The organism is Janthinobacterium foliorum (assembly GCF_978021625.1).
On sequence record NZ_CDXDQE010000004.1, the window covers coordinates 273,505 to 293,478 of the forward strand.

Sequence of the window (19,974 nt, forward strand, 5' to 3'; positions counted from 1 at the left end):
GTATGCTACAGTCAAAAACCGGGCCAGAAGCCTTGGGCGTTCTGACCCGTCTATTCCACACAATACAATACTGAGGATTACCGTGAATCGTTATTTGTTAAGTGCATTGACTCTGAGCTTGCTGGCTGGCGTGTCCGGCATGGCCGGCGCCGCTGATACCGCCAAGAAAGCCGTCGCCACCACGGCTGCCGCGCCTGCGGGGCTGACGTCCGGCATCGCCATCGAATACATCGACCCGGCCGTGCGCGCCCAGGACGACCTGTTCCAGCACCTGAACGGCAAATGGCTGGCGGAAACCGTGATTCCTGCCGACAAGTCGAGCTGGGGCAGCTTTGCCAAGCTGGCCGACGATACGCAAACGCAGCTGCGCGGCATCGTCGAAGGCGCTGCCGCCGACAAGGCCCGCGCGGCCGGCTCGAATGCCCAGAAGATCGGTGACTTCTATCACAGCTTCATGGACGAAGCCAAGCTGGAAAGCCTGGGCCTGACGCCCTTGAATGCGGAGCTGGCGAAAATCGCCGCCCTGCAGGACAAGGCGGAATTGCCGGCCGTGATCGCGCACTTCAGCAAGCTGGGCGTGACCTCGCCGTACGACTTCGGCATCCACCAGGACGCCAAGGATTCCACCAAGTACGTGGCCGACATCGTGCAAAGCGGCCTGGGCTTGCCTGACCGCGACTACTACCTGGAAGAAGGCAAGGCCGACACGCGTGCCAAGTACCTGGCCCACGTGGAAAAAATGCTGAGCCTGGCCGGCGACGCGAATGCGGCCGCGAATGCGAAAGCCATCCTCGCGCTGGAAACGGAACTGGCCAAGGCGCAATGGAGCAATGTGCAGAACCGCGACCCCGTCAAGACCTACAACAAGGTGGAGCTGGCGAAACTGGCCGACGTGGCGCCCGGCTACGACTGGGCCCGCTACCTGAAGGACACGGGCATCGCCGGCAAGGTCAATTATGTGATCGTCAGCCAGCCCAGCTACCTGAAAGGCTTCGCCGAGATCGCCGGCAAGACGCCGCTGGAAACATGGAAAGCGTATTTCCAGTGGCATTTGCTGCACGCGAACGCCGGCTACCTGCCGAAAGCGTATGTGGATGAAAACTTCGCCTTCTATGGCACCACCCTGACGGGCGTGACGGAAATGCGTCCGCGCTGGAAACGTGGCGTGGGCGCCGTCGAAGGCGCGCTGGGCGAAGCCGTGGGCCAGCTGTATGTGGAACAGTATTTCCCGGCCGAGCGCAAGGTGCGCATGGAAGCGCTGGTGAAAAACCTGATGACGGCCTACAAGCAAAGCATCGACAAACTCGACTGGATGAGCCCTGTCACCAAGAAGCAGGCGCAGATCAAGCTGGCCAAGTTCACCACCAAGATCGGCTATCCGAACAAATGGCGCGATTATTCGGCCCTGGACGTCACGCCGGACGACCTGGTGGGCAACATCCAGCGTTCGCATTTGCTCAACTACAACCGTGAACTCAACAAGCTGGGCCAGCCGATCGACCGCGACGAGTGGGGCATGACGCCGCAGACCGTGAACGCTTATTACAACCCTGAGCTGAACGAAATCGTCTTCCCGGCCGCCATCCTGCAAGCGCCGTTCTTCGATGCCAAGGCGGATGACGCCGTCAATTACGGCGCCATCGGCGGCGTGATCGGCCATGAAATCAGCCACGGCTTCGACGACCAGGGCGCCCAGTACGACGGCGACGGCAATCTGCGCGACTGGTGGACCAAGGCCGACCACAAGAACTTCGCCAAGAAAACCAAGCAGCTCGTGGCGCAGTACAACAGCTTCAGCCCCGTGCCGGGCCACTATGTGAATGGCGAGCTGACCCTGGGCGAAAATATCGCCGACAACTCCGGCGTGGCCATCGCTTATAAGGCGTACAAATTGTCGCTGAATGGCAAGAAAGCTCCCGTCATCGACGGCTTCACGGGCGAACAGCGCTTCTACGCGGGCTTTGCCCAGGTATGGCGCATGAAGATGCGTGAAGCGCAGCAACTCGTGCTGTTGAAAACGGACCCGCACTCGCCAGGCCAGTTCCGCGCCAACGGCACCATGCGCAACCAGCCAGGCTTCTATCAGGCCTTCGACGTAAAGCCGGGCGACAAGATGTACCTGCCGCCAAAAGACCGCGTCATCATGTGGTAAGACGTGGGTTGATAGTGTAAGTTGCAGCCGCCCCGTGCAAGCCGGGCGGCTTTTTTACGCCGTTTGATCTGGCGCAAGCGGCAGTCGCCCGCACCGGCGTGGCGGGCGGCGTCGTGCTGCAAGGCATGCCCCGGCGTCAGCATCCGCGCCAGGCGAAAAAAAACCGCCCATCGAGGCGGTTCCTTGTACAGCGCATGGGCTGAATTATTTGGCCGGCTCTGCCGCAGGAGCGGAGGCGCCGTCAGCGGCCGCGGCGGGGGCCGGCACTTCCGGTTCCTTGAACTTGCCGCCCGATGCGTTGGCGATGTAGACCACGGCGCGCGCCACTTCCACATCGTCGAGGTCGGGATTGCCGCCCTTGGCCGGCATGGCGCGCAAGCCTTCGATGGCGTGTTTCAGGACCGTATCGTAGCCCTGGGCCAGGCGGGCCGACCAGCTGCCCGCATCGCCAAACTTCGGCGCGCCGGCCACGCCGGCGCCATGGCAGGCCACGCAGGTGGCCGTGTAGACGGCTTCGCCGCTTTGCAGCACTTTCGGACCGCTGGCATCCTTGAAGGTATAGCCAGCATTGGCCACCGGACTCAGGCGTTCGGCAATGGCCTCCGGCGACTGGCTGTCCGAGCCGGCCCCCGTCAGTTTTTGGGTGGTGACAAATTGCACCAGCAAGATGATGCCGATGACGGTGATGAGGAAGAAGCCAGCTACGGCGGCAAGCAATTGTTTAGGCGTTTTGATCGCTGATTGTTGTTCGTTATGTGCGTCGCTCATGATGTCCTTAGTCCAGATTCGAAACTGATGGCCGTGTAAGGTAGCATTTTTACATGCCTGGATGTAAACCTTTATGAAACCCACAATTATAGGCACAAAAATTGAGCAGTGACATGCAATTGCCGGCGATACGACAGTTTCCGTAGACGTAGGTAAAGAAAAACGGTATCCTTCGCATCACTTCAGAAATTCCCCCTACGCGGCTGTAGCTCAGTGGATAGAGTATTGGCCTCCGAAGCCAAGGGTCGTGGGTTCGATCCCCGCCAGCCGCACCAAGATAAATCACGACTTGCCGTTTCTTCCAGCGCCAGTACGCCTGCAACGCGCGAGGCGTTGGCTGCGCTTGTCGCTGCGCAGCCACCTGTCCCGTTTTGATGCTTATTTCAGCAAGTTCAGCAAGGCCTGCGCCGCCGCCTCCGACGAGGCCGGATTCTGGCCCGTGATCAAGATGCCATCCGTCAGCACATATGAGGCCCAGTCGGCGCCTTTCGAGTAGACCCCGCCGTTTTCCTTGAGCATGTCTTCCACCAGGAAGGGCACGACTTTCGTCAGGCCCACGGCCTCTTCTTCCGTATTCGTGAAGCCCGTCACTTTCTTGCCTTTTACCAAGGGCTGGCCGTCGCTGCCCCTGACGTGGCGCAGCACGCCGGGCGCATGGCAGACGGCGACGACGGGCTTGCCGGCCGCGTGCAGTGCTTCGATGAGGGCGATCGAGTCCTTGTCTTCGGCCAGGTCCCACAGGGGACCGTGGCCGCCCGGGTAGAACACGGCGTCGTAATCGGCCGCCTTCACCGTGGCGAGGGGGACCGTGGCGGCCAGCGCGGCTTGTGCGGCCGGGTCGGCCTTGAAGCGGTCCGTGGCGGCCGTCTGCGATTCCGGCGCATCGCTCTTCGGGTCCAGCGGCGGCTGGCCGCCCTTGGGCGAGGCCAGGGTCAGGCGCGCGCCGGCATCCTTCAGCACGTAATACGGCGCGGCGAATTCTTCCAGCCAGAAGCCGGTCTTCTGGCCCGTGTCGCCCAGCTGGTCGTGCGAGGTCAATACCATCAATACGTTCATGCGAACTCCTGTGCAAGTGGTGGGGGGATGACATTTGCCGAATCCCGAGCTTAGTCCTGTTCGCGTTTTCATGCTGCACGCCAGCGCTGCCACTTTTTTAAGCATTGCCATCTAAGAAATGCCCGCCACGCCCCTGCCGTTGTCGGTTTACAACCTTCTCAGCCCTCCCTGCGCCGATATCGAAATTGATATCGAAACAGTGGAAAAATTGATTGGAGAGATTATCGTCCAGCCCCTAAGATAAACGCCGAGCATGCGTCCGACATGCAAGCAGCAGAAAAAATATCAATACAATATCTGGAGATTCATGATGTCGAACGCCACCGGCCCGCTCGCGGCCATGTCCCCTCGTCCATTCACCTTGAAGGCAGCTGTTGCGGCACTGGCCGGTATCGGCTTGCTGAGCACTGCATCGGTCCGGGCACAGGAAGCGGTGGTGGCCGATGCCACTGCCGGCGCGGCGGCGGAAGTGTCGGTCGTGACGGTCAGCGGCGTGCGCCGCTCGGCGCAAAATTCGCAGCAGATCAAGATGCGTTCGGACCAGGTCATCGATTCCATCGTGGCCGACGATATCGGCAAATTCCCCGACAATAATGTGGCCGAGACCCTGGCGCGCGTGTCCGGCATCCAGATCCGCCGCGATTCGGGCGAGGCCAGCGCCGTCATGATCCGCGGCTTGCGCGATGTCACGACCCTGCTCAACGGCCGCGAACTGTTTACCACCACCGGGCGCTACGTCAACCTGGCCGACATTCCCGCCACCATGCTGCAGCGCGTGGACGTGTACAAATCGCAGGGCGCCGACCAGGTGGAAGGGGGCGTGGCCGGCATCATCGACGTGCGCACCAACCGTCCGTTCGACTTCAAGGACTTCACGGCCAGCGTCAACACGCGGGCCATGTACAGCGACAAATCGAAGGCCACCGACCCGAACGTCAGCGGCATGGTGTCGAACCGCTGGAAGACGGGCATCGGCGACGTGGGCGCGCTGTTCGGCCTGTCGCAGCAGCAGCACCGCTACCATGAGGAACGCGCGTTCAATACGGCGCCCGTGGACAAGAGCTACTTTTCGCCGGGCCTGACGGCACCCGACCAGGTGGGCTTGCTGCCGATCAAGGGCGACCGCCGCCGCACCACCGCCAATGCCGTGCTGCAATGGCGTCCGAACGCCGACGTGGAACTGTACGCGGAAGGCATGGCCACGCGCTTCCTGCTCGACTCCGAATCCGATTATTTCGTCGGCTTGCCATGGTGGGGCACGCCCGTGTCCGCCACCAGGATTCCCGGCACCGACCAGCTGCAAACCCTGACCTCCACCAACGTCAACACCATCATGTCGACGCAGGCGAACAAGAGCGAGTCGAAGACGCACCAGTTCGCCGTGGGCGGCTTGTGGGAAATCAATCCGGAGTGGCGTTTCACGTCGGAACTGGCCAGCACCAAGAGCACGTTCAATTGGCGCAACCCCATCCTCGACGCCATCACGCAGGTGCCGAACGCCACCATCAATACCAATCTGAACGGCACCCTGAACGTCGATTACAGCGGCATCGACCTGAAAGACCCGTCGAATTATTATCTGAAGGGCTTTTTCGACCGCTACGGCCGGGATGAAGGCAGCTCGAATGACTTGGGCGCCGACCTGGCCTACACGCCAGGCGCCGGCGGCTTCTTCAAGGAAATCAGCGTCGGCGTGCGCGGCGTGAAACGCGAAGCGCAATCGATCAAGAGCTTTGAAGGCAATGCGGAAGCACCGGACGTGTCCGGCGCCGCATTTCCTTTCAACCGCCAGAGCGTGACGTCGATTCCCGGCCTGAATTGCCTGTCGGAACCGATGTCCAGCGGCGGCCCCAACTATGGCTTGACGCAGTGGTACACGCCGTGCGCCAGCTTCCTGATCAATAACACGGGCGCCCTGCGCGAAGCCATCACGGGCAGCAGCGCGGCGCGCGCCCTCGATCCTGGCTCCTTCTTCAAGGATACGGAAAAAACCTATTCCATCTACGGCAAGGCGAAGATCGCCTTCAAGCTGGGCGCCTACCCGGTGGACGGCACCGTGGGCGTGCGCGTGGTGCGCACCGAGCAAAGCCTGCAGGGCAACAGTTCGCAGGATGGCGTGTACACGCCCGTCATCAGCGACACGGCCAGCACCGACGTGCTGCCCAGCGTGGCTTTAAAAATCAAGCTGCGCTCCGACCTGATCGGCCGTTTCGCGGCGGGCCGCACCATCAGCCGTCCCGGCTTTGCCCAGCTCAACCCGGGCGTGGCCCTGGTCAATTCGACGGAAACGGTGAAAGCCACGGGCGCGGGCGGCAATCCGGATCTGAAACCGGTGACGGGCGACAATTTCGACGCTGCGCTGGAATGGTATTTTGCGCCAGCCGGCTCCGTCAACGCCACCGTGTTCCACCACAAATTCGACGGCTACATCCAGCAGCGCATCTCCAGCGAAACCATCGGCGGCAAGGTGTATGACGTGGACCGCCCGTACAACACGGCCGCCGGCAAGCTGCAAGGCCTGGAAATTGGCTACCAGCAGTTTTATGACGGCTTGCCCGGCATCTTGAACGGCCTGGGCTTGCAGGCGAACGGCACCTACATGAGCGGCAAGACCAACGACGAAACGGGCAGCCATGCCATCACGGGCGTGTCGCGCTACGCCTATAACCTGGTCGTGCTGTACGAGAAAGACGCGTGGTCGGGCCGCCTGGCCTACAACTGGCGCTCGAAATTCATCGACAGCTACAACCAGGGCGGCCCCGGCCTGGACTTGAAGGTGGCGGCCACGGCCCAGCTCGACGGCTCGCTGTCGTACAAGATCAACGACCAGTTCACGGTAACTCTGGATGGGAATAACTTGCTCGATACCAAGTTCAAGGATTACTGGAACGAGCCGGGCGTATATGCGCGCGATACGCGCCGCTATGACCGCACCGTTGGCCTCTCGTTGCGCTGGAAAATGTAAAACGTCCATGGCTGCGTTGCATTGCCTCGCCGTACTCCTCGTACTGTCTTCGGCAACGCGCCTTGCCCTGAACGTTATACATGAGTGAAAAAAGCAGTATCCAAGGGCGTTGCCATGGTTTCGGCCGGCAGCGCCCCTGTCAATTGGGCAGTCAGGCACGATTCATCATAAAAAGAATGGACGGAAAGCATGGAGACGCAAAAATTATCTACCGTTGAAAAGGTCGGCTTCGGCGCCGGCGACATGGCGCTCAATGTCGTCATCTCGTCGATGATGCTGATCATTACCTTTTTCTATACCGATATCTATGGCTTGAAAACCACCGACCTGGCCCTGCTGTTCGTGGCCGTCAAGGTCGTGGGCGCCATCGCCGACCTGGTCATGGGGCAGATCACCGACCGCTACAGCTTTGCCTCGGGCCGCTACCGTCCATACCTGCTGTGGCTGGCAGTGCCGTTCGGCGTCAGCGTATTTTTCGTCTTCACGACGCCGGAATGGGGCTATGACGCCAAGCTCGTCTGGGCATATTCCACGTATATCCTGATGACCATCATGACGGCCGGCGTGGGTATTCCCTACATCTCGCTGATCAGCGGCCTCACCAGCGACCCGCACGAGCGCCTGTCGGCCAATGGCTACCGTTTGTTCTTCGCCAAGATCGGCGCCTTTATGGTGACCATCGTCGTGCCTGTCTTGTCGCAGCGCTGGGGCGGCGGCAACCCGGCCGTCGGCTACCAGGCGGCCATGGCCGTCATGGCCGTGATGGGCGTGGCCCTGTTCCTGTTCTGCTATTTCACCACCACCGAGCGGGTCGTCCACGTGGTGGAAAAACAATCGCTGATGGAGCAGCTGCAAGTGCTGCTGAAGAATGACCAGTGGCTGGTGCTGTGCGGCGTATGCGTCACGGGCACGGTGGGTTATGTGGTGCGCGGTTCCGTCGCCATCTATTACGCGAAATATTATCTGGGCGGCGACACGGAAACCGTGGCCGCCTTCCTGACGACGGGCGTGGTGGCCGCCATCCTGGCCATGGTCGCCTCGACGTGGATCACCAAGTTCTATTGCAAGGTGAAATTGTTCCGCTACTCGCAAATCGGCGTGGCGCTGATCAGCCTGGCGATCTATTTCTTCGTCCAGCCGAGCGACACCGTGCTGGCCTTCGCCCTGTATTTCCTGCTCTCCTTCGTGGTGGACTTGCATGCGCCCGTGTTCTGGTCGGCCATCGCCGAAACCATTGATTACGGTCAAGTCAAGACGGGCAAGCGCGTTTCCGGCTTTGCCTTCGGCGGCATCTCCGTCTGCCAGAAGGCGGGCATGGCCGTGGCGGGTTTTTTGGTCGGCATGCTGCTGTCGTATTTCGACTACCAGCCCAACCATGAGCAAACGCAATTCGCCCTGAATGGCATCGCGCTGATGCTGTCGGTCATCCCCGGCTTCTTCCATTTGCTGATGGGCCTGCTGATGTTCAAGTACCGCATCAGCGACAGCTACTACACGGGCGTCAAGGTGGAAATGCACAAGCGTGGCTACGTCGCCGCATGAGGACACCTGAGCTAAGCTGCTGCGCGTCGGTATAGGCGGCCTGCGATGCTCACCGGCTCGGCGCCCCCGTACAAGCGTACGCTTGCGCTTCTTGGCCACCTCTCGCTTCCGCGCGCTACGGTTTTCTCAGGTGTTGTAAAGCAAAATAATTTAATTTAATGAACTGATTTGGAGTGCATATGGCTGACGTCCTGAAACCGCTGATCGAACAACGTGCCGATCCGCACATTTACCGCCACAGCGACGGCTATTACTACTTTACGGCGTCCGTGCCGCAGTACGACCGCATCGAACTGCGCCGCGCCGACAGCATTGCCGGCCTGGCCGATGCGCCGACCGTCGACGTCTGGCACAAGCCGCTGACGGGCCCGCACAGCGAACTGGTGTGGGCGCCGGAGCTGCACTTCAACCAGGGCGCCTGGTATGTGTATTTTGCCGCCGCGCCGAGCCGCGAAATCAAACATAAACTGTTCCAGCACCGCATGTATGCGATCCGCAATACGAACGCCAATCCGCTCGAAGGCGAGTGGGAGTTCATGGGCCAGATCGACACGGGCATCGACACCTTCTGCCTGGACGCCACCACGTTCGAGCACGATGGCGTGCTGTATTACCTGTGGGCGCAGAAAGATATCGCCATCGAAGGCAATTCCAATCTGTACATCGCGCCGATGGCCACGCCATGGCAGCTGGGCGGCCCGCCAGTGATGCTGAGCAAACCGGAATTCGACTGGGAAATCCGTGGCTTCTGGGTCAACGAGGGACCGTCCGTATTGAAGCGCAACGGGAAGATTTTCATCAGCTATTCGGCCAGTGCCACGGATGAAAACTACGCCATGGGCTTGCTGTGGGCGGATGCCTCCGCCGACTTGCTCGATCCCTCCTCCTGGACGAAGTCGCCCGATCCCGTGTTTGCCACCTGCTACGAGCACGGCGTCTACGGCCCCGGCCACAACAGTTTCACGACGGCGGCCGACGGCGAGGGTGTGTTGCTGGTGTACCATGCCCGCACCTACACGGAAATCGTCGGCGACCCCTTGTGGAATCCGGACCGCCATACCTTTGTGAAGCCGCTGCGCTGGGATGCGCAAGGCATGCCCGTGTTTGGCCGTTCATCGACCCTGTAAACCTGGACCCACGCCATGACCTCAGTTGATTCCGCTACTGTTTCAGTGACGCAAGCACCGTTCGGCGTCTTGCCCGACGGCGCCCACGTCACCGTGTTTACCCTGACGAACCGCCAGGGCATGCAAGTCAAGGTGCTCGACTTTGGCGCCATCATCAGTGAAATCCACGTGCCGGACCGCGATGGCACCTTTGCCGATGTCGTGCTCGGTTTCGAGCGCATCGAGCCGTATCTGCACAATGGCGCTTACCTGGGGGCCGTCATCGGGCGCTTCGGCAACCGCATCGCCGAGGGACGCTTCAGCCTCGACGGCAAGGCCTATCAGCTGGCCGTGAATAACGCGCCGAATCATTTGCATGGCGGGAACCAGGGTTTTCACCAGGTCATGTGGCAGGCCGAGCCGTTCACCAAGGAAGACGCCGTGGGCGTGACGTTTACGCGCAGCAGCCCGGACGGCGAGGATGGTTATCCTGGCCAGCTGGACGTGACTGTCGTCTACGAACTGGACGACGACAACGCGCTGAGCCTGCGCTACCACGCCGTGACGGACCAGGCCACGCCCGTCAACCTGACCAACCACAGCTATTTCAACCTGGCGGGGCAGGGGCATATCCTGGGCCACGAGCTGTCGATCAACGCGGACCGTTACTTGCCCGTCGACGCCGGTTCCATCCCGACGGGGGAGCTGGCGGACGTGGCCGGCACGCCGTTCGACTTGCGCCACCCCACCGTCATCGGCGACAGCATCGACTTGCCGCATGAGCAGATCCGCATCGGCCGGGGCTACGACCACAACTTCGTGCTGAATAAAAAGGCAGATCAATTGCTGAACCTGGCTGCCACCGTGCGCGATCCCGCGTCGGGCCGGAGCATGCAGGTGTACACGCAGGAACCTGGCGTGCAGCTGTACACGGGCAATTTCCTCGACAGCAGCCAGTACGGCAAGCTGCGCGCCATCAGCTACCGCAGCGCGCTGTGCCTGGAAACCCAACATTTCCCGGATGCGCCGAACCAGGCGCATTTCCCCAGCACCATCCTGCGGCCGGGCGAGGAATACCGGACAGAAACGGTGTACCGCTTTTCTGCAGAATAGTTGCCTGACACCCAATGAACGCCGGGGACGGTCCCCGCGGGATCGGCATCCGCCCACCGGGCGTCTTCGCCCTCAGGGTCCGCCCCCGAATACCTTTAACGCCCTGCCGCCACGCGCGCCCAGGGCGTTTATATTGGTGCATGCCGATATCGTTTTCGATATCGGAACGCATTAAAAATTGATTGGAAAGGCATGGCAGGATTCTTTAGTATCCCAACATCGCTGCCCGGGCTGACGACATTAGATCCGGCATGGCACAACCAGGAGAATTGCATGTCTGAGACAAAAAAGAAAGTTGCCCTGCGCTCCGCCGAGTGGTTCGGCTCGCAGGACAAGAACGGCTTCATGTACCGCAGCTGGATGAAAAACCAGGGCATACCTGACCACGAGTTTCACGGCAAGCCCATCATCGGCATCTGCAATACCTGGTCCGAACTGACCCCCTGCAACGCGCATTTCCGCCAGCTGGCCGAACACGTCAAGCGCGGCATCCTGGAAGCTGGCGGTTTCCCCGTTGAATTCCCCGTCTTCTCGAATGGCGAGTCGAACCTGCGCCCGACAGCCATGCTGACGCGCAACCTGGCCTCGATGGACGTGGAAGAGTCGATCCGCGGCAATCCGATGGACGCCGTCGTGCTGCTGGTCGGCTGCGACAAGACCACGCCGGCGCTGCTGATGGGCGCGGCCAGCGTCGATATTCCCACCATCGTCGTCAGCGGCGGCCCCATGCTGAACGGCAAGCTGAACGGCAAAGACATCGGTTCCGGCACCGCCGTGTGGCAGCTGCACGAGCAGATGAAGGCCGGCTCCATCACCCTGCACCAGTTCATGTCGGCCGAATCGGGCATGTCGCGCTCGGCCGGTACCTGCAACACCATGGGCACGGCCTCGACCATGGCAAGCATGGCCGAAGCGCTGGGCACGTCCTTGCCGCACAACGCGGCCATCCCTGCCGTCGATTCGCGCCGCTACGTGCTGGCGCACATGTCGGGCATCCGCATCGTCGAGATGGTGCACGAAGACCTGCGTCTGTCGAAAGTGCTGACGCGCGAAGCATTTGAAAACGCCATCAAGGTCAACGCCGCCATCGGCGGCTCGACCAATGCCGTGATCCATTTGAAGGCCATTGCCGGCCGCATCGGCGTCCCGCTGGAACTGGAAGACTGGACCAAGGTAGGCCGCGGCACGCCGACCATCGTCGACCTGCTGCCGTCGGGACGTTTCCTGATGGAAGAGTTTTACTATGCGGGCGGCTTGCCGGCCGTGATCCGCCGCCTGGGCGAAGGCGACTTGCTGCCGCACAAGAATGCCTTGACCGTCAACGGCAAGTCGCTGTGGGACAACTGCGTCGAAGCCCCCATCTACAACGATGAAGTGGTGCGCACCTTGGACAACCCGCTGCTGGCCGATGGCGGCATCTGCGTCCTGCGCGGCAACCTGGCGCCGCGCGGCGCCGTGCTGAAGCCGTCTGCCGCCTCGCCGCACCTGATGCAGCACCGCGGCAAGGCCGTCGTCTTCGAAGATTTCGAGCATTACAAGGCGCGCATCGTCGATCCGGAGCTGGACGTGGACGCGAACTCCGTGCTGGTGATGAAGAACTGCGGCCCGAAAGGCTATCCGGGCATGGCCGAGGTGGGCAACATGGGCTTGCCGCCGAAGCTGCTGGCGCAGGGCATCACCGACATGGTGCGCATCTCGGATGCGCGCATGAGCGGCACCGCCTACGGCACCGTCGTGCTGCACGTGGCGCCGGAAGCCATGGCCGGCGGCCCGCTGGGCATCGTCCGCGACGGCGACATGATCGCCCTCGATTGCCACAACGGCAGTTTAAATATCGACATCAGCGACGCGGAAATCGCCGAGCGCCTGGCGGCCCGTGAACTGGGCAGCGCGCCGGGGCCGAAGAGCGGCTACCAGCAGCTGTACATCGAACACGTGTTGCAGGCCGACGAAGGCTGCGATTTCGACTTCCTGGTCGGCAATCGCGGTTCCGCCGTGCCGCGCCACTCACACTAAGCGGAGAATTCCATGCTGTTGCTGCAATTTACGAATGAACACGGCGGCCGCCTCGTTGGCCTGCTGCAAGACGACGTGATCCGCGTCATCGACGGCTACAACACGACGTATGCGCTGGCGCAAGACGCCATCCGCAAGAAGGTCAGCCTGGCCGAACTGGTCAACGCCACGGTCGGCAACACGACGCATTCCTATGCGGACGTGGCCGCCGGCGGCCGTTTGCTGGCGCCGCTGGACCACGCGGACGAGGCGCACTGCTACGTGACGGGCACGGGCCTGACCCACCTGGGCAGTGCCGGCGCGCGCGACGCCATGCACAAGAAGATCGGCGGCGACGCCGAATCCCTGAGCGACTCCATGAAGATGTTCCGCCTGGGCGTGGAAGGCGGCAAGCCTGCCGCCGGCACGGCCGGCGCCCAGCCGGAATGGTTCTACAAGGGCGACGGCTCCATCGTGCGCGCCAGCGGCCAGCCGCTGCGCATGCCGGACTTTGCCCTCGATGGCGGCGAAGAGCCGGAAATCGCCGGCCTGTACGTGATCGGCGACGACGGCCAGCCCTACCGCGTCGGCTACGCCATCGGCAATGAATTCTCGGACCACGTGACGGAACGCCAGAATTACCTGTACCTGGCCCACTCGAAGCTGCGCGTGTGCAGCGTGGGCCCGGCCCTGCTGGTGGGCGACTTGCCGGCGCATATAGACGGCGCCTCGCGCGTGCTCGATTTGGATGGCAAGGTGCGCTGGGAAAAAGCTTTCGTCAGCGGCGAAAACAATATGTCGCACACGATCGCCAACCTGGAACACCATCACTTCAAGTATCCGCTGTTCAAGCGCCCCGGCGACGTGCACGTGCATTTCTTTGGCACGGCCACCCTGAGCTTTGCCGATGGCGTCAGCGTGGCGCCGGGCGAAACCTTTGAAATCGAAGCGCCGGCCTTTGGCCCTGCCTTGCGCAACCGCCTCGAAATCTTCCCAACCGAATTTGCGAAAGTGAGCACATTATGAGTTTCCCTATCACCGGTGATGCACTGATCGGCGGCGTTGCCGTCAAGGGTAATGGCGGTTCCTTCCAGGCCTGGGACCCGGCCGCGCGCGCGCACATCGCGCCAGCCTTCCACATGGTGGACGCCAGCCAAATCGACGAAGCCTGCCGCCTGGCGCAGGCCGCGTTCGACCCGTTCCGCGCCACCAGCGACTTTGAGCGCGCCGACTTCCTGGACACCATCGCCGCGCAAATCATCGAGCTGGGCGACGAGCTGATCGTGCGCGCCATGACGGAAAGCGGCTTGCCGCGCGCGCGCCTGGAAGGCGAACGTGGCCGCACGGTGGGTCAGTTAAAACTGTTCGCCGGCTTGCTGCGCGAAGGTTCGTGGACGGATGCGCGCATCGACAGCCCGCTGCCGGACCGCGCGCCGCCACGCCCCGACTTGCGCTTGCGCATGATTGGCCTGGGCCCCGTCGCCGTCTTCGCGGCAAGTAACTTCCCGCTGGCCTTCTCGGTGGCCGGTGGCGATACGGCCTCGGCCCTGGCGGCCGGCTGCCCCGTCGTCCTGAAGGCCCACTCGGCCCATCCGGGCACGTCGGAACTGGTGGCGCGCGCCATCGTCAAGGCCATCGCCCTGTGCAAGCTGCCGGCCGGCGTGTTCGCCTTGCTGACCGGCACGGGCAACGGCATCGGCCAGGGCCTGGTGGCCCATCCGGCCATCCAGGCCGTGGGCTTTACGGGCTCGCGTTCGGGCGGCATCGCGCTGATGAAGGTGGCGTCCGAGCGTCCGCAGCCTATCCCCGTGTATGCGGAAATGAGCAGCATCAATCCCGTCTTCGTGCTGCCGCAAGCGCTGGCCGCCCGTGGCGCCGCCATCGCCAGCGGCTTTGCCGCCTCGCTGACGATGGGCGTGGGCCAGTTCTGCACCAATCCCGGCCTGGTGCTGGGCCTGGAAGGTGCCGACTTCACGGCTTTCGCCGCCGCCGCCGCCGAAGCGCTGGCGCCGGCGCCGGCCGCCACCATGCTGACGGCCGGTATCGCCAGCAGCTATGCCAAGGGCGTCGCCGCCCTGGCGCAGCACGCGGACGTGACGCCGCTGGTGCAGAATACGGGCGAAGAAGGCAAGGGCGCCGCGGCCTTGTTTGTCACCTCGGGCGAGGCCTTCCTGGCCAAGCACGACCTGCGCGACGAAGTCTTCGGTCCGGCCTCCCTGCTGGTGGCGTGCCGCGACATGGAACAGTTGCTGGCGATCACGGAAAGCCTGGAAGGCCAGCTGACGGCCACCCTGCAGATGGATGCGGGCGACGTGGCAGACGCGCGCCGCTTGCTGCCCGTGCTGGAACGCCGCGTGGGCCGCATCCTGGCCAACGGTTTCCCGACGGGCGTGGAAGTGTCGACGGCCATGGTGCACGGCGGCCCGTTCCCGGCCACGTCCGATGGCCGCAGCACGTCGGTGGGCACGGCGGCCATCAACCGCTTCCTGCGTCCCGTGTCGTACCAGAACCTGCCGCAGGACTTGCTGCCGGAAGCCTTGCGCGACGATAATCCGCTGGGTATCTGGCGCCGCAAGGACGGCGTGCTGGGCAAGGAGTAAAAACCTGCTGCGCGTCGCGATTTGCGGCCTGTGATGCTCACTGTGCATTCGCACAGTTCCGCGTCTCGGCCACAACTCGCTGCCGCTCGCTACGGTTTTTATTGGTAGGCATAAAAAAATAAACAGGTGGAGACGAGAATGAAGCAATTGGCGAAATATGGCAGCTTGCAGGGCAAGCGCGTGTTCATCACGGGCGGCGGCAGCGGCATCGGCGAATCCCTGGTGGCGGAGTTTGCCGCCCAGGGCGCGCTGGTGGCGTTTGTCGATATCGCCGTGGAAGCGAGCGAGGCCCTGTGCCGCCGCCTGGCCGAAGCGGGCCTGGCTGCGCCCCTGTTCCGCCATTGCGACATCACGGATATCCCGGCGCTGCAAGCCGTCATGGCCGACCTGGCAGGCAAGCTGGGCGACTTTGATATCCTCGTCAACAATGCCGCCAACGACCAGCGCCACCAGGCGCAGGACGTCACCCTGGAATACTGGAACGAGCGCATTGCGATCAATCAGCGCCCGATGTTCTTCACTTGCCAGGCCGTCTTTGAAGGCATGAAGCGCCGGGGCGGCGGTTCCATCATCAACGTCAGTTCGATTTCCTGGCACATGAAGTCGGGCGGCTACCCCGTGTACGCCACCACCAAGGCGGCCGTCGTCGGCCTGACGCGGGGCCTGGCGCGCGACTTCGGCGCGCACAACATCCGCGTCAATACCGTCACGCCGGGCTGGGTCATGACGCAGCGCCAGATCGACCTGTGGGTCGACGACGCGGCGGAAGTGGAAATCAAGAAAAGCCAGTGCCTGCCGAGCAAATTGATGCCGCAGGACATCGCCGCCATGGTGCTGTTCCTGGCTTCCGATGACGGCGCCATGTGCTCGTCCCAGGAATTCATCGTCGACGCCGGCTGGGTCTGACAAAACGTCCAGGGCGTTGTTGCAGGGTCAGAAGTTATCGTACTGATGTACTTGCGTACTGTCTTCGACCTCTGCGCCTAGCCCTGGGCGTTTTGTCGGCTGCGGGCCTTTCCGCAGCCCAATCGCTACCTCCTTTGCAGCACCGCTCATGCCGCCCCAACCCCGCGGCAGGAGAGGCATCGCCACATCCGGAAGCTGAACATGAAATTTCTCGTTTGCAGCATCGCCCTCGTTTGCACCGGCGCCGCCAATGCGCAGGGCACGCAGGCATTAAAAAGTCCCGACGGCACCTTGCACGTCCAGGTCGCGCCCGGTCCTGCCGGCACCGTCACCTATGCCGTGCAGCGCGCGGGCACGCCCGTCATCCTGCCATCGACCCTGGGCCTGCAGTTTGCCGGCCTGGACCTGTCGCGCCGCCTGACGCTGGGCGCCGCCTCGCCCGTCACGCCCGTGGCCGAGCGCTATGCCATGGCCACGGGCAAGCGCCGGGTCATCGATTACGCGGCCAACGAGCAGCGCTTCACGGTGAACAATGCGCAGGGGCACGCCATGGACGTGGTATTCCGCGTCTCCAACGATGGCGTGGCCTTGCGCTACGTGCTGGGCCAGGTGCCGGGCACGGCCGGAGCCATGCTGCAGGAAAGCACGGCCTTCAGTTTTGCACCCGCCACGCGGGCCTGGCTGCAGCCGATGCAGGTGGCGCAGACGGGCTGGATGAACACCAATCCCGCCTACGAAGAACATTACCGCATGGATATCCCCGTGGGCACGCCGTCGCCGCTGGCGGCCGGCTGGGTCTTCCCGGCCCTGTTCAAGTCGGGCGACACCTGGGTGGCGCTGACGGAAGCGGACATGGACGGCAGCTTCCACGCCTCGCGCCTGCAGGCGCAATCGAGGGGCGGCGTCTACCGCATCGGCACGCCGATGGCGGCCGAAGTGGCGCCCGGCGGCGCCTTGCTGGCGCAGGCGGCCACGGGCTTGCGCTCGCCGTGGCGCGTGCTGGCCATCGGCAGCCTGGCCACCGTCATGGACAGCACCCTGGGCACCGACCTGGCCGCGCCCGCCATCGCCTTCGATGCGGCCAAGGTGCTGCCCGGCCATGCGGCCTGGAGCTGGGGTTTGCTGAAGGATGACGCCACAGTGTATGCGGTGCAGAAACAGTTCATCGATTACGCGGCGGACATGCACTGGGACTACGTGCTCGTTGATGCGGACTGGGACCGCCAGATCGGCTACGCCAAAATCGCCGAGCTGGCCGCGTATGCGGCGAGCAAGAATGTCGGGCTGTTCCTCTGGTACAACTCCTCGGGCAGCTGGAACAAGACGACGTATTCGCCGAAAGGCAAGCTGCTGACCCATGCGCAGCGTGAACAGGAATTTGCGCGCCTGGCCGGCATGGGCATCAAGGGCATCAAGGTGGATTTCTTTGCCGGCGATGGCCAGTCGATGATTGCCTATTATTTGGGCATCTTGAACGATGCGGCGCGACATGGCTTGCTGGTCAATTTCCATGGCGCCACCTTGCCACGCGGCTGGGCCCGTACTTACCCGAACCTGATGACGGCCGAAGGCGTCAAGGGACTGGAATTTACCACTTTTGAACAGCGCGACCAGGACGCCATGCCCGCCCATGCGGCCATGCTGCCCTTCGCGCGCAACCTGTTCGATCCCATGGATTTCACGCCCATGGTGTTTGGCGACGTGCCCAACATCCGCCGCGCCACGCGCAACGGTTTTGAGCTGGCGCTGTCCGTGCTGTTCCTGTCGGGCGTGCAGAACTTTGCCGAAGTGCCCGCCGGCATGGCCAGCGTGCCTGCCTATGTCAAAACGTTTCTGCAGGAACTGCCGCGCAGCTGGGATGACAGCCGCTTTCTCGATGGCATGCCCGGCCAGTACCTGATGCTGGCGCGCCAGGCAGGCGAGCGCTGGTACGTGGCCGGCATCAATGCCCAGGCCAGCGCGCAGACCTTCACCGTGGACTTGTCCTTCCTGGAAGGCAAGCGCGGCGCTCTCATCACAGACGGCGCCAGCGAGCGCGCATTCAGCCAGCAGGAAATTGCGGCTGGCAAGGCCGTCATCACGATCAAGCCGCATGGCGGCTTTGTAGCAATCTTTAATTAAAACAACAGGAGACAGCATGAAACTCGTCAACACCAGCATCCTGGCCTTGAGCCTGGTCGTCAGCAGCGCCTTCGCCGCCCCCGTGAATGTCACCATCGACGTGGCCAAGCCGGGTCCCGTGATCAACAAGAACGTGTACGGCCAGTTCGCCGAGCACCTGGGCACGGGCATCTACGAAGGCATGTGGGTGGGCCCGGATTCGCCGATTCCCAACACCAAGGGCTGGCGCAACGACGTGCTGGGCGCGCTGAAGCAGCTGCACGTGCCGCTGGTGCGCTGGCCGGGCGGCTGCTTTGCCGATGAATACCACTGGAAGGATGGCATTGGCGCGCGCGACAAGCGCCCGACCAAGGTCAACACCAACTGGGGCGGCGTGGAAGAGTCGAATGCCGTCGGCACGCACGAATTCTTCGACCTGGCCGAGCTGCTGGGCGCCCAGACCTACATCAATGGCAACCTCGGTTCCGGCACGCCGCAGGAAATGTCCGAATGGCTCGAATACATGACCTCGGACAGCAAGTCGACCCTGGCCGAGCTGCGCCGCAAGAATGGCCGCGCGCAGCCGTATAAAGTCGATTACTTTGGCATCGGCAACGAAGCCTGGGGTTGCGGCGGCAATATGCGTCCGCAGTACTACACCGACCTGTACAAGCACTACCACACCTTCATGAAGACGCCGGAAAGCGCGCGGCCGAAATTCATCGCCAGCGGCGGCAATGACGACGACATCAGCTGGTCCGACACCCTGAGCCGCGAAATCAAGCCGAACATGATGGACGCCATCAGTTTCCACTACTACACGGTACCGACGGGCGTGTGGGAAAAGAAGGGCACCGCCACGGGCTTTGGCGAAGATGAATGGATCTCGACCCTGAGCCGCGCCCTGCGCATCGATAGCTTGATCAAGAACAATCTTGCCGCCATCGACAAGAACGACCCCTCGAAAAAGACCGGCTTGTACGTCGATGAATGGGGCACCTGGTACGACGTCGAGCCAGGCACCAACACGGGCTTTTTGTTCCAGCAAAACAGCTTGCGCGATGCGCTCGTCGCCGCCTTGAATTTCAATATTTTCCATGAGCACGCGGACAGGGTGCGCATGACGAATATTGCGCAAATGGTCAACGTGCTGCAGGCCATGATCATCACGGACAAGGATAAGTATTTCCTCACGCCCACCTATCACGCCTTCCAGATGTACGTGCCGTTCCAGGACGCCACCTCGTTACCGGTCGCTATCCAGGGCAATGGCAAGTACAGCCTGGGCAAGTTCAGCATTCCTGAAGTGAGCGCCTCGGCCGCGCGCGCCAAGGATGGCAAGGTGTACCTGTCCCTGGTCAACACCAACCCGCACAAGGCCGTCGACGTCAACGTGGCACTGGCGGGCAAAAAAGTGGCCAGCGTGAATGGCCGGGTGCTGACCGCAGGCAAGATGGATTCCGTCAACAGCTTTGCGCAGCCGCAAGCCGTGCAGCCGGTGGCGTTTAATGCCAAGGCGCAAGGCGGCAAGCTGACCGTCTCCGTACCGGCCAAGGCCGTGGTGGTGGTCGCCGTCGAATAAGCGCCGGGCTTCCTGCTGTCTACTCTGTGCCGGCGCGGGAGCCTTCCCGCGCCGGCCAGCCGCATCGTGCTGCACGTTGTAGTGAAAGT

13 protein-coding genes and 1 tRNA gene are annotated in these 19,974 nt (G+C 62.6%); 12 read left to right on the top strand and 2 right to left on the bottom strand.

The genetic code is table 11. The features are described from left to right. Positions 1 to 82: 82 nt before the first annotated feature. Positions 83 to 2,152, top strand: coding sequence for a M13 family metallopeptidase (locus tag ACZ92H_RS11510; RefSeq protein WP_465049415.1), 2,070 nt, complete (start codon positions 83 to 85; stop codon positions 2,150 to 2,152). A gap of 204 nt (positions 2,153 to 2,356) precedes the next feature. Here the strand turns inward: ACZ92H_RS11510 and ACZ92H_RS11515 are convergent, their stop codons facing one another. After that, positions 2,357 to 2,920: a c-type cytochrome gene (locus tag ACZ92H_RS11515; RefSeq protein ID WP_465049418.1), complete on the bottom strand. Its 564-nt coding sequence runs from the start codon at positions 2,918 to 2,920 to the stop codon at positions 2,357 to 2,359. Between the two features lie 199 nt (positions 2,921 to 3,119). Between ACZ92H_RS11515 and ACZ92H_RS11520 the strand changes: the two genes are divergently transcribed. Then, a tRNA-Arg gene (locus tag ACZ92H_RS11520) sits at positions 3,120 to 3,195 on the top strand. Positions 3,196 to 3,298: 103 nt separating this feature from the next. Here ACZ92H_RS11520 and ACZ92H_RS11525 read toward each other — a convergent pair. Next, positions 3,299 to 3,976 carry a type 1 glutamine amidotransferase domain-containing protein gene (locus tag ACZ92H_RS11525; protein ID WP_465049420.1) on the bottom strand — a complete coding sequence of 226 codons (678 nt, stop codon included), beginning with the start codon at positions 3,974 to 3,976 and terminating at the stop codon, positions 3,299 to 3,301. Positions 3,977 to 4,283: 307 nt separating this feature from the next. Here ACZ92H_RS11525 and ACZ92H_RS11530 point away from each other — a divergent pair, with 307 nt between their 5' ends. The 10 genes from ACZ92H_RS11530 to ACZ92H_RS11575 all read left to right on the top strand — a co-directional run bounded on the left by ACZ92H_RS11530 (position 4,284) and on the right by ACZ92H_RS11575 (position 19,885). Beyond that, the gene (locus ACZ92H_RS11530; RefSeq protein ID WP_465049422.1) at positions 4,284 to 6,941 is read left to right on the top strand and encodes a TonB-dependent receptor; all 2,658 of its coding nucleotides are present in this window, start codon (positions 4,284 to 4,286) and stop codon (positions 6,939 to 6,941) included. A gap of 189 nt (positions 6,942 to 7,130) precedes the next feature. After that, on the top strand, positions 7,131 to 8,483 hold the full coding sequence (locus ACZ92H_RS11535; RefSeq protein WP_465049423.1) for an MFS transporter: 1,353 nt from the start codon (positions 7,131 to 7,133) through the stop codon (positions 8,481 to 8,483). Between the two features lie 179 nt (positions 8,484 to 8,662). Then, entirely contained in the window at positions 8,663 to 9,610 is a 948-nt protein-coding gene (locus ACZ92H_RS11540) for a glycoside hydrolase family 43 protein (protein WP_131374646.1), read from the top strand. Between the two features lie 15 nt (positions 9,611 to 9,625). Beyond that, positions 9,626 to 10,702 (top strand): aldose epimerase family protein, encoded by a 1,077-nt coding sequence (locus ACZ92H_RS11545; RefSeq protein WP_465049424.1) that lies wholly within the window; start codon positions 9,626 to 9,628, stop codon positions 10,700 to 10,702. Positions 10,703 to 10,975: 273 nt separating this feature from the next. Continuing rightward, on the top strand, positions 10,976 to 12,718 hold the full coding sequence (locus ACZ92H_RS11550) for an IlvD/Edd family dehydratase (protein WP_131374642.1): 1,743 nt from the start codon (positions 10,976 to 10,978) through the stop codon (positions 12,716 to 12,718). Positions 12,719 to 12,730: 12 nt separating this feature from the next. Further along, entirely contained in the window at positions 12,731 to 13,723 is a 993-nt protein-coding gene (gene araD1, locus ACZ92H_RS11555; RefSeq protein ID WP_465049425.1) for an AraD1 family protein, read from the top strand. Continuing rightward, positions 13,720 to 15,297: an aldehyde dehydrogenase (NADP(+)) gene (locus tag ACZ92H_RS11560; protein WP_465049427.1), complete on the top strand. Its 1,578-nt coding sequence runs from the start codon at positions 13,720 to 13,722 to the stop codon at positions 15,295 to 15,297. Before araD1 ends, ACZ92H_RS11560 begins: the two co-directional genes overlap by 4 nt. 138 nt (positions 15,298 to 15,435) lie before the next feature. After that, complete coding sequence (locus tag ACZ92H_RS11565; protein ID WP_131374636.1) at positions 15,436 to 16,203, top strand: SDR family NAD(P)-dependent oxidoreductase; 768 nt, start codon at positions 15,436 to 15,438, stop codon at positions 16,201 to 16,203. A gap of 201 nt (positions 16,204 to 16,404) precedes the next feature. Continuing rightward, the gene (locus ACZ92H_RS11570; protein ID WP_465049428.1) at positions 16,405 to 18,324 is read left to right on the top strand and encodes a glycoside hydrolase family 97 protein; all 1,920 of its coding nucleotides are present in this window, start codon (positions 16,405 to 16,407) and stop codon (positions 18,322 to 18,324) included. Positions 18,325 to 18,340: 16 nt separating this feature from the next. After that, on the top strand, positions 18,341 to 19,885 hold the full coding sequence (locus tag ACZ92H_RS11575) for an alpha-N-arabinofuranosidase (protein WP_465049429.1): 1,545 nt from the start codon (positions 18,341 to 18,343) through the stop codon (positions 19,883 to 19,885). Positions 19,886 to 19,974: the final 89 nt, after the last annotated feature.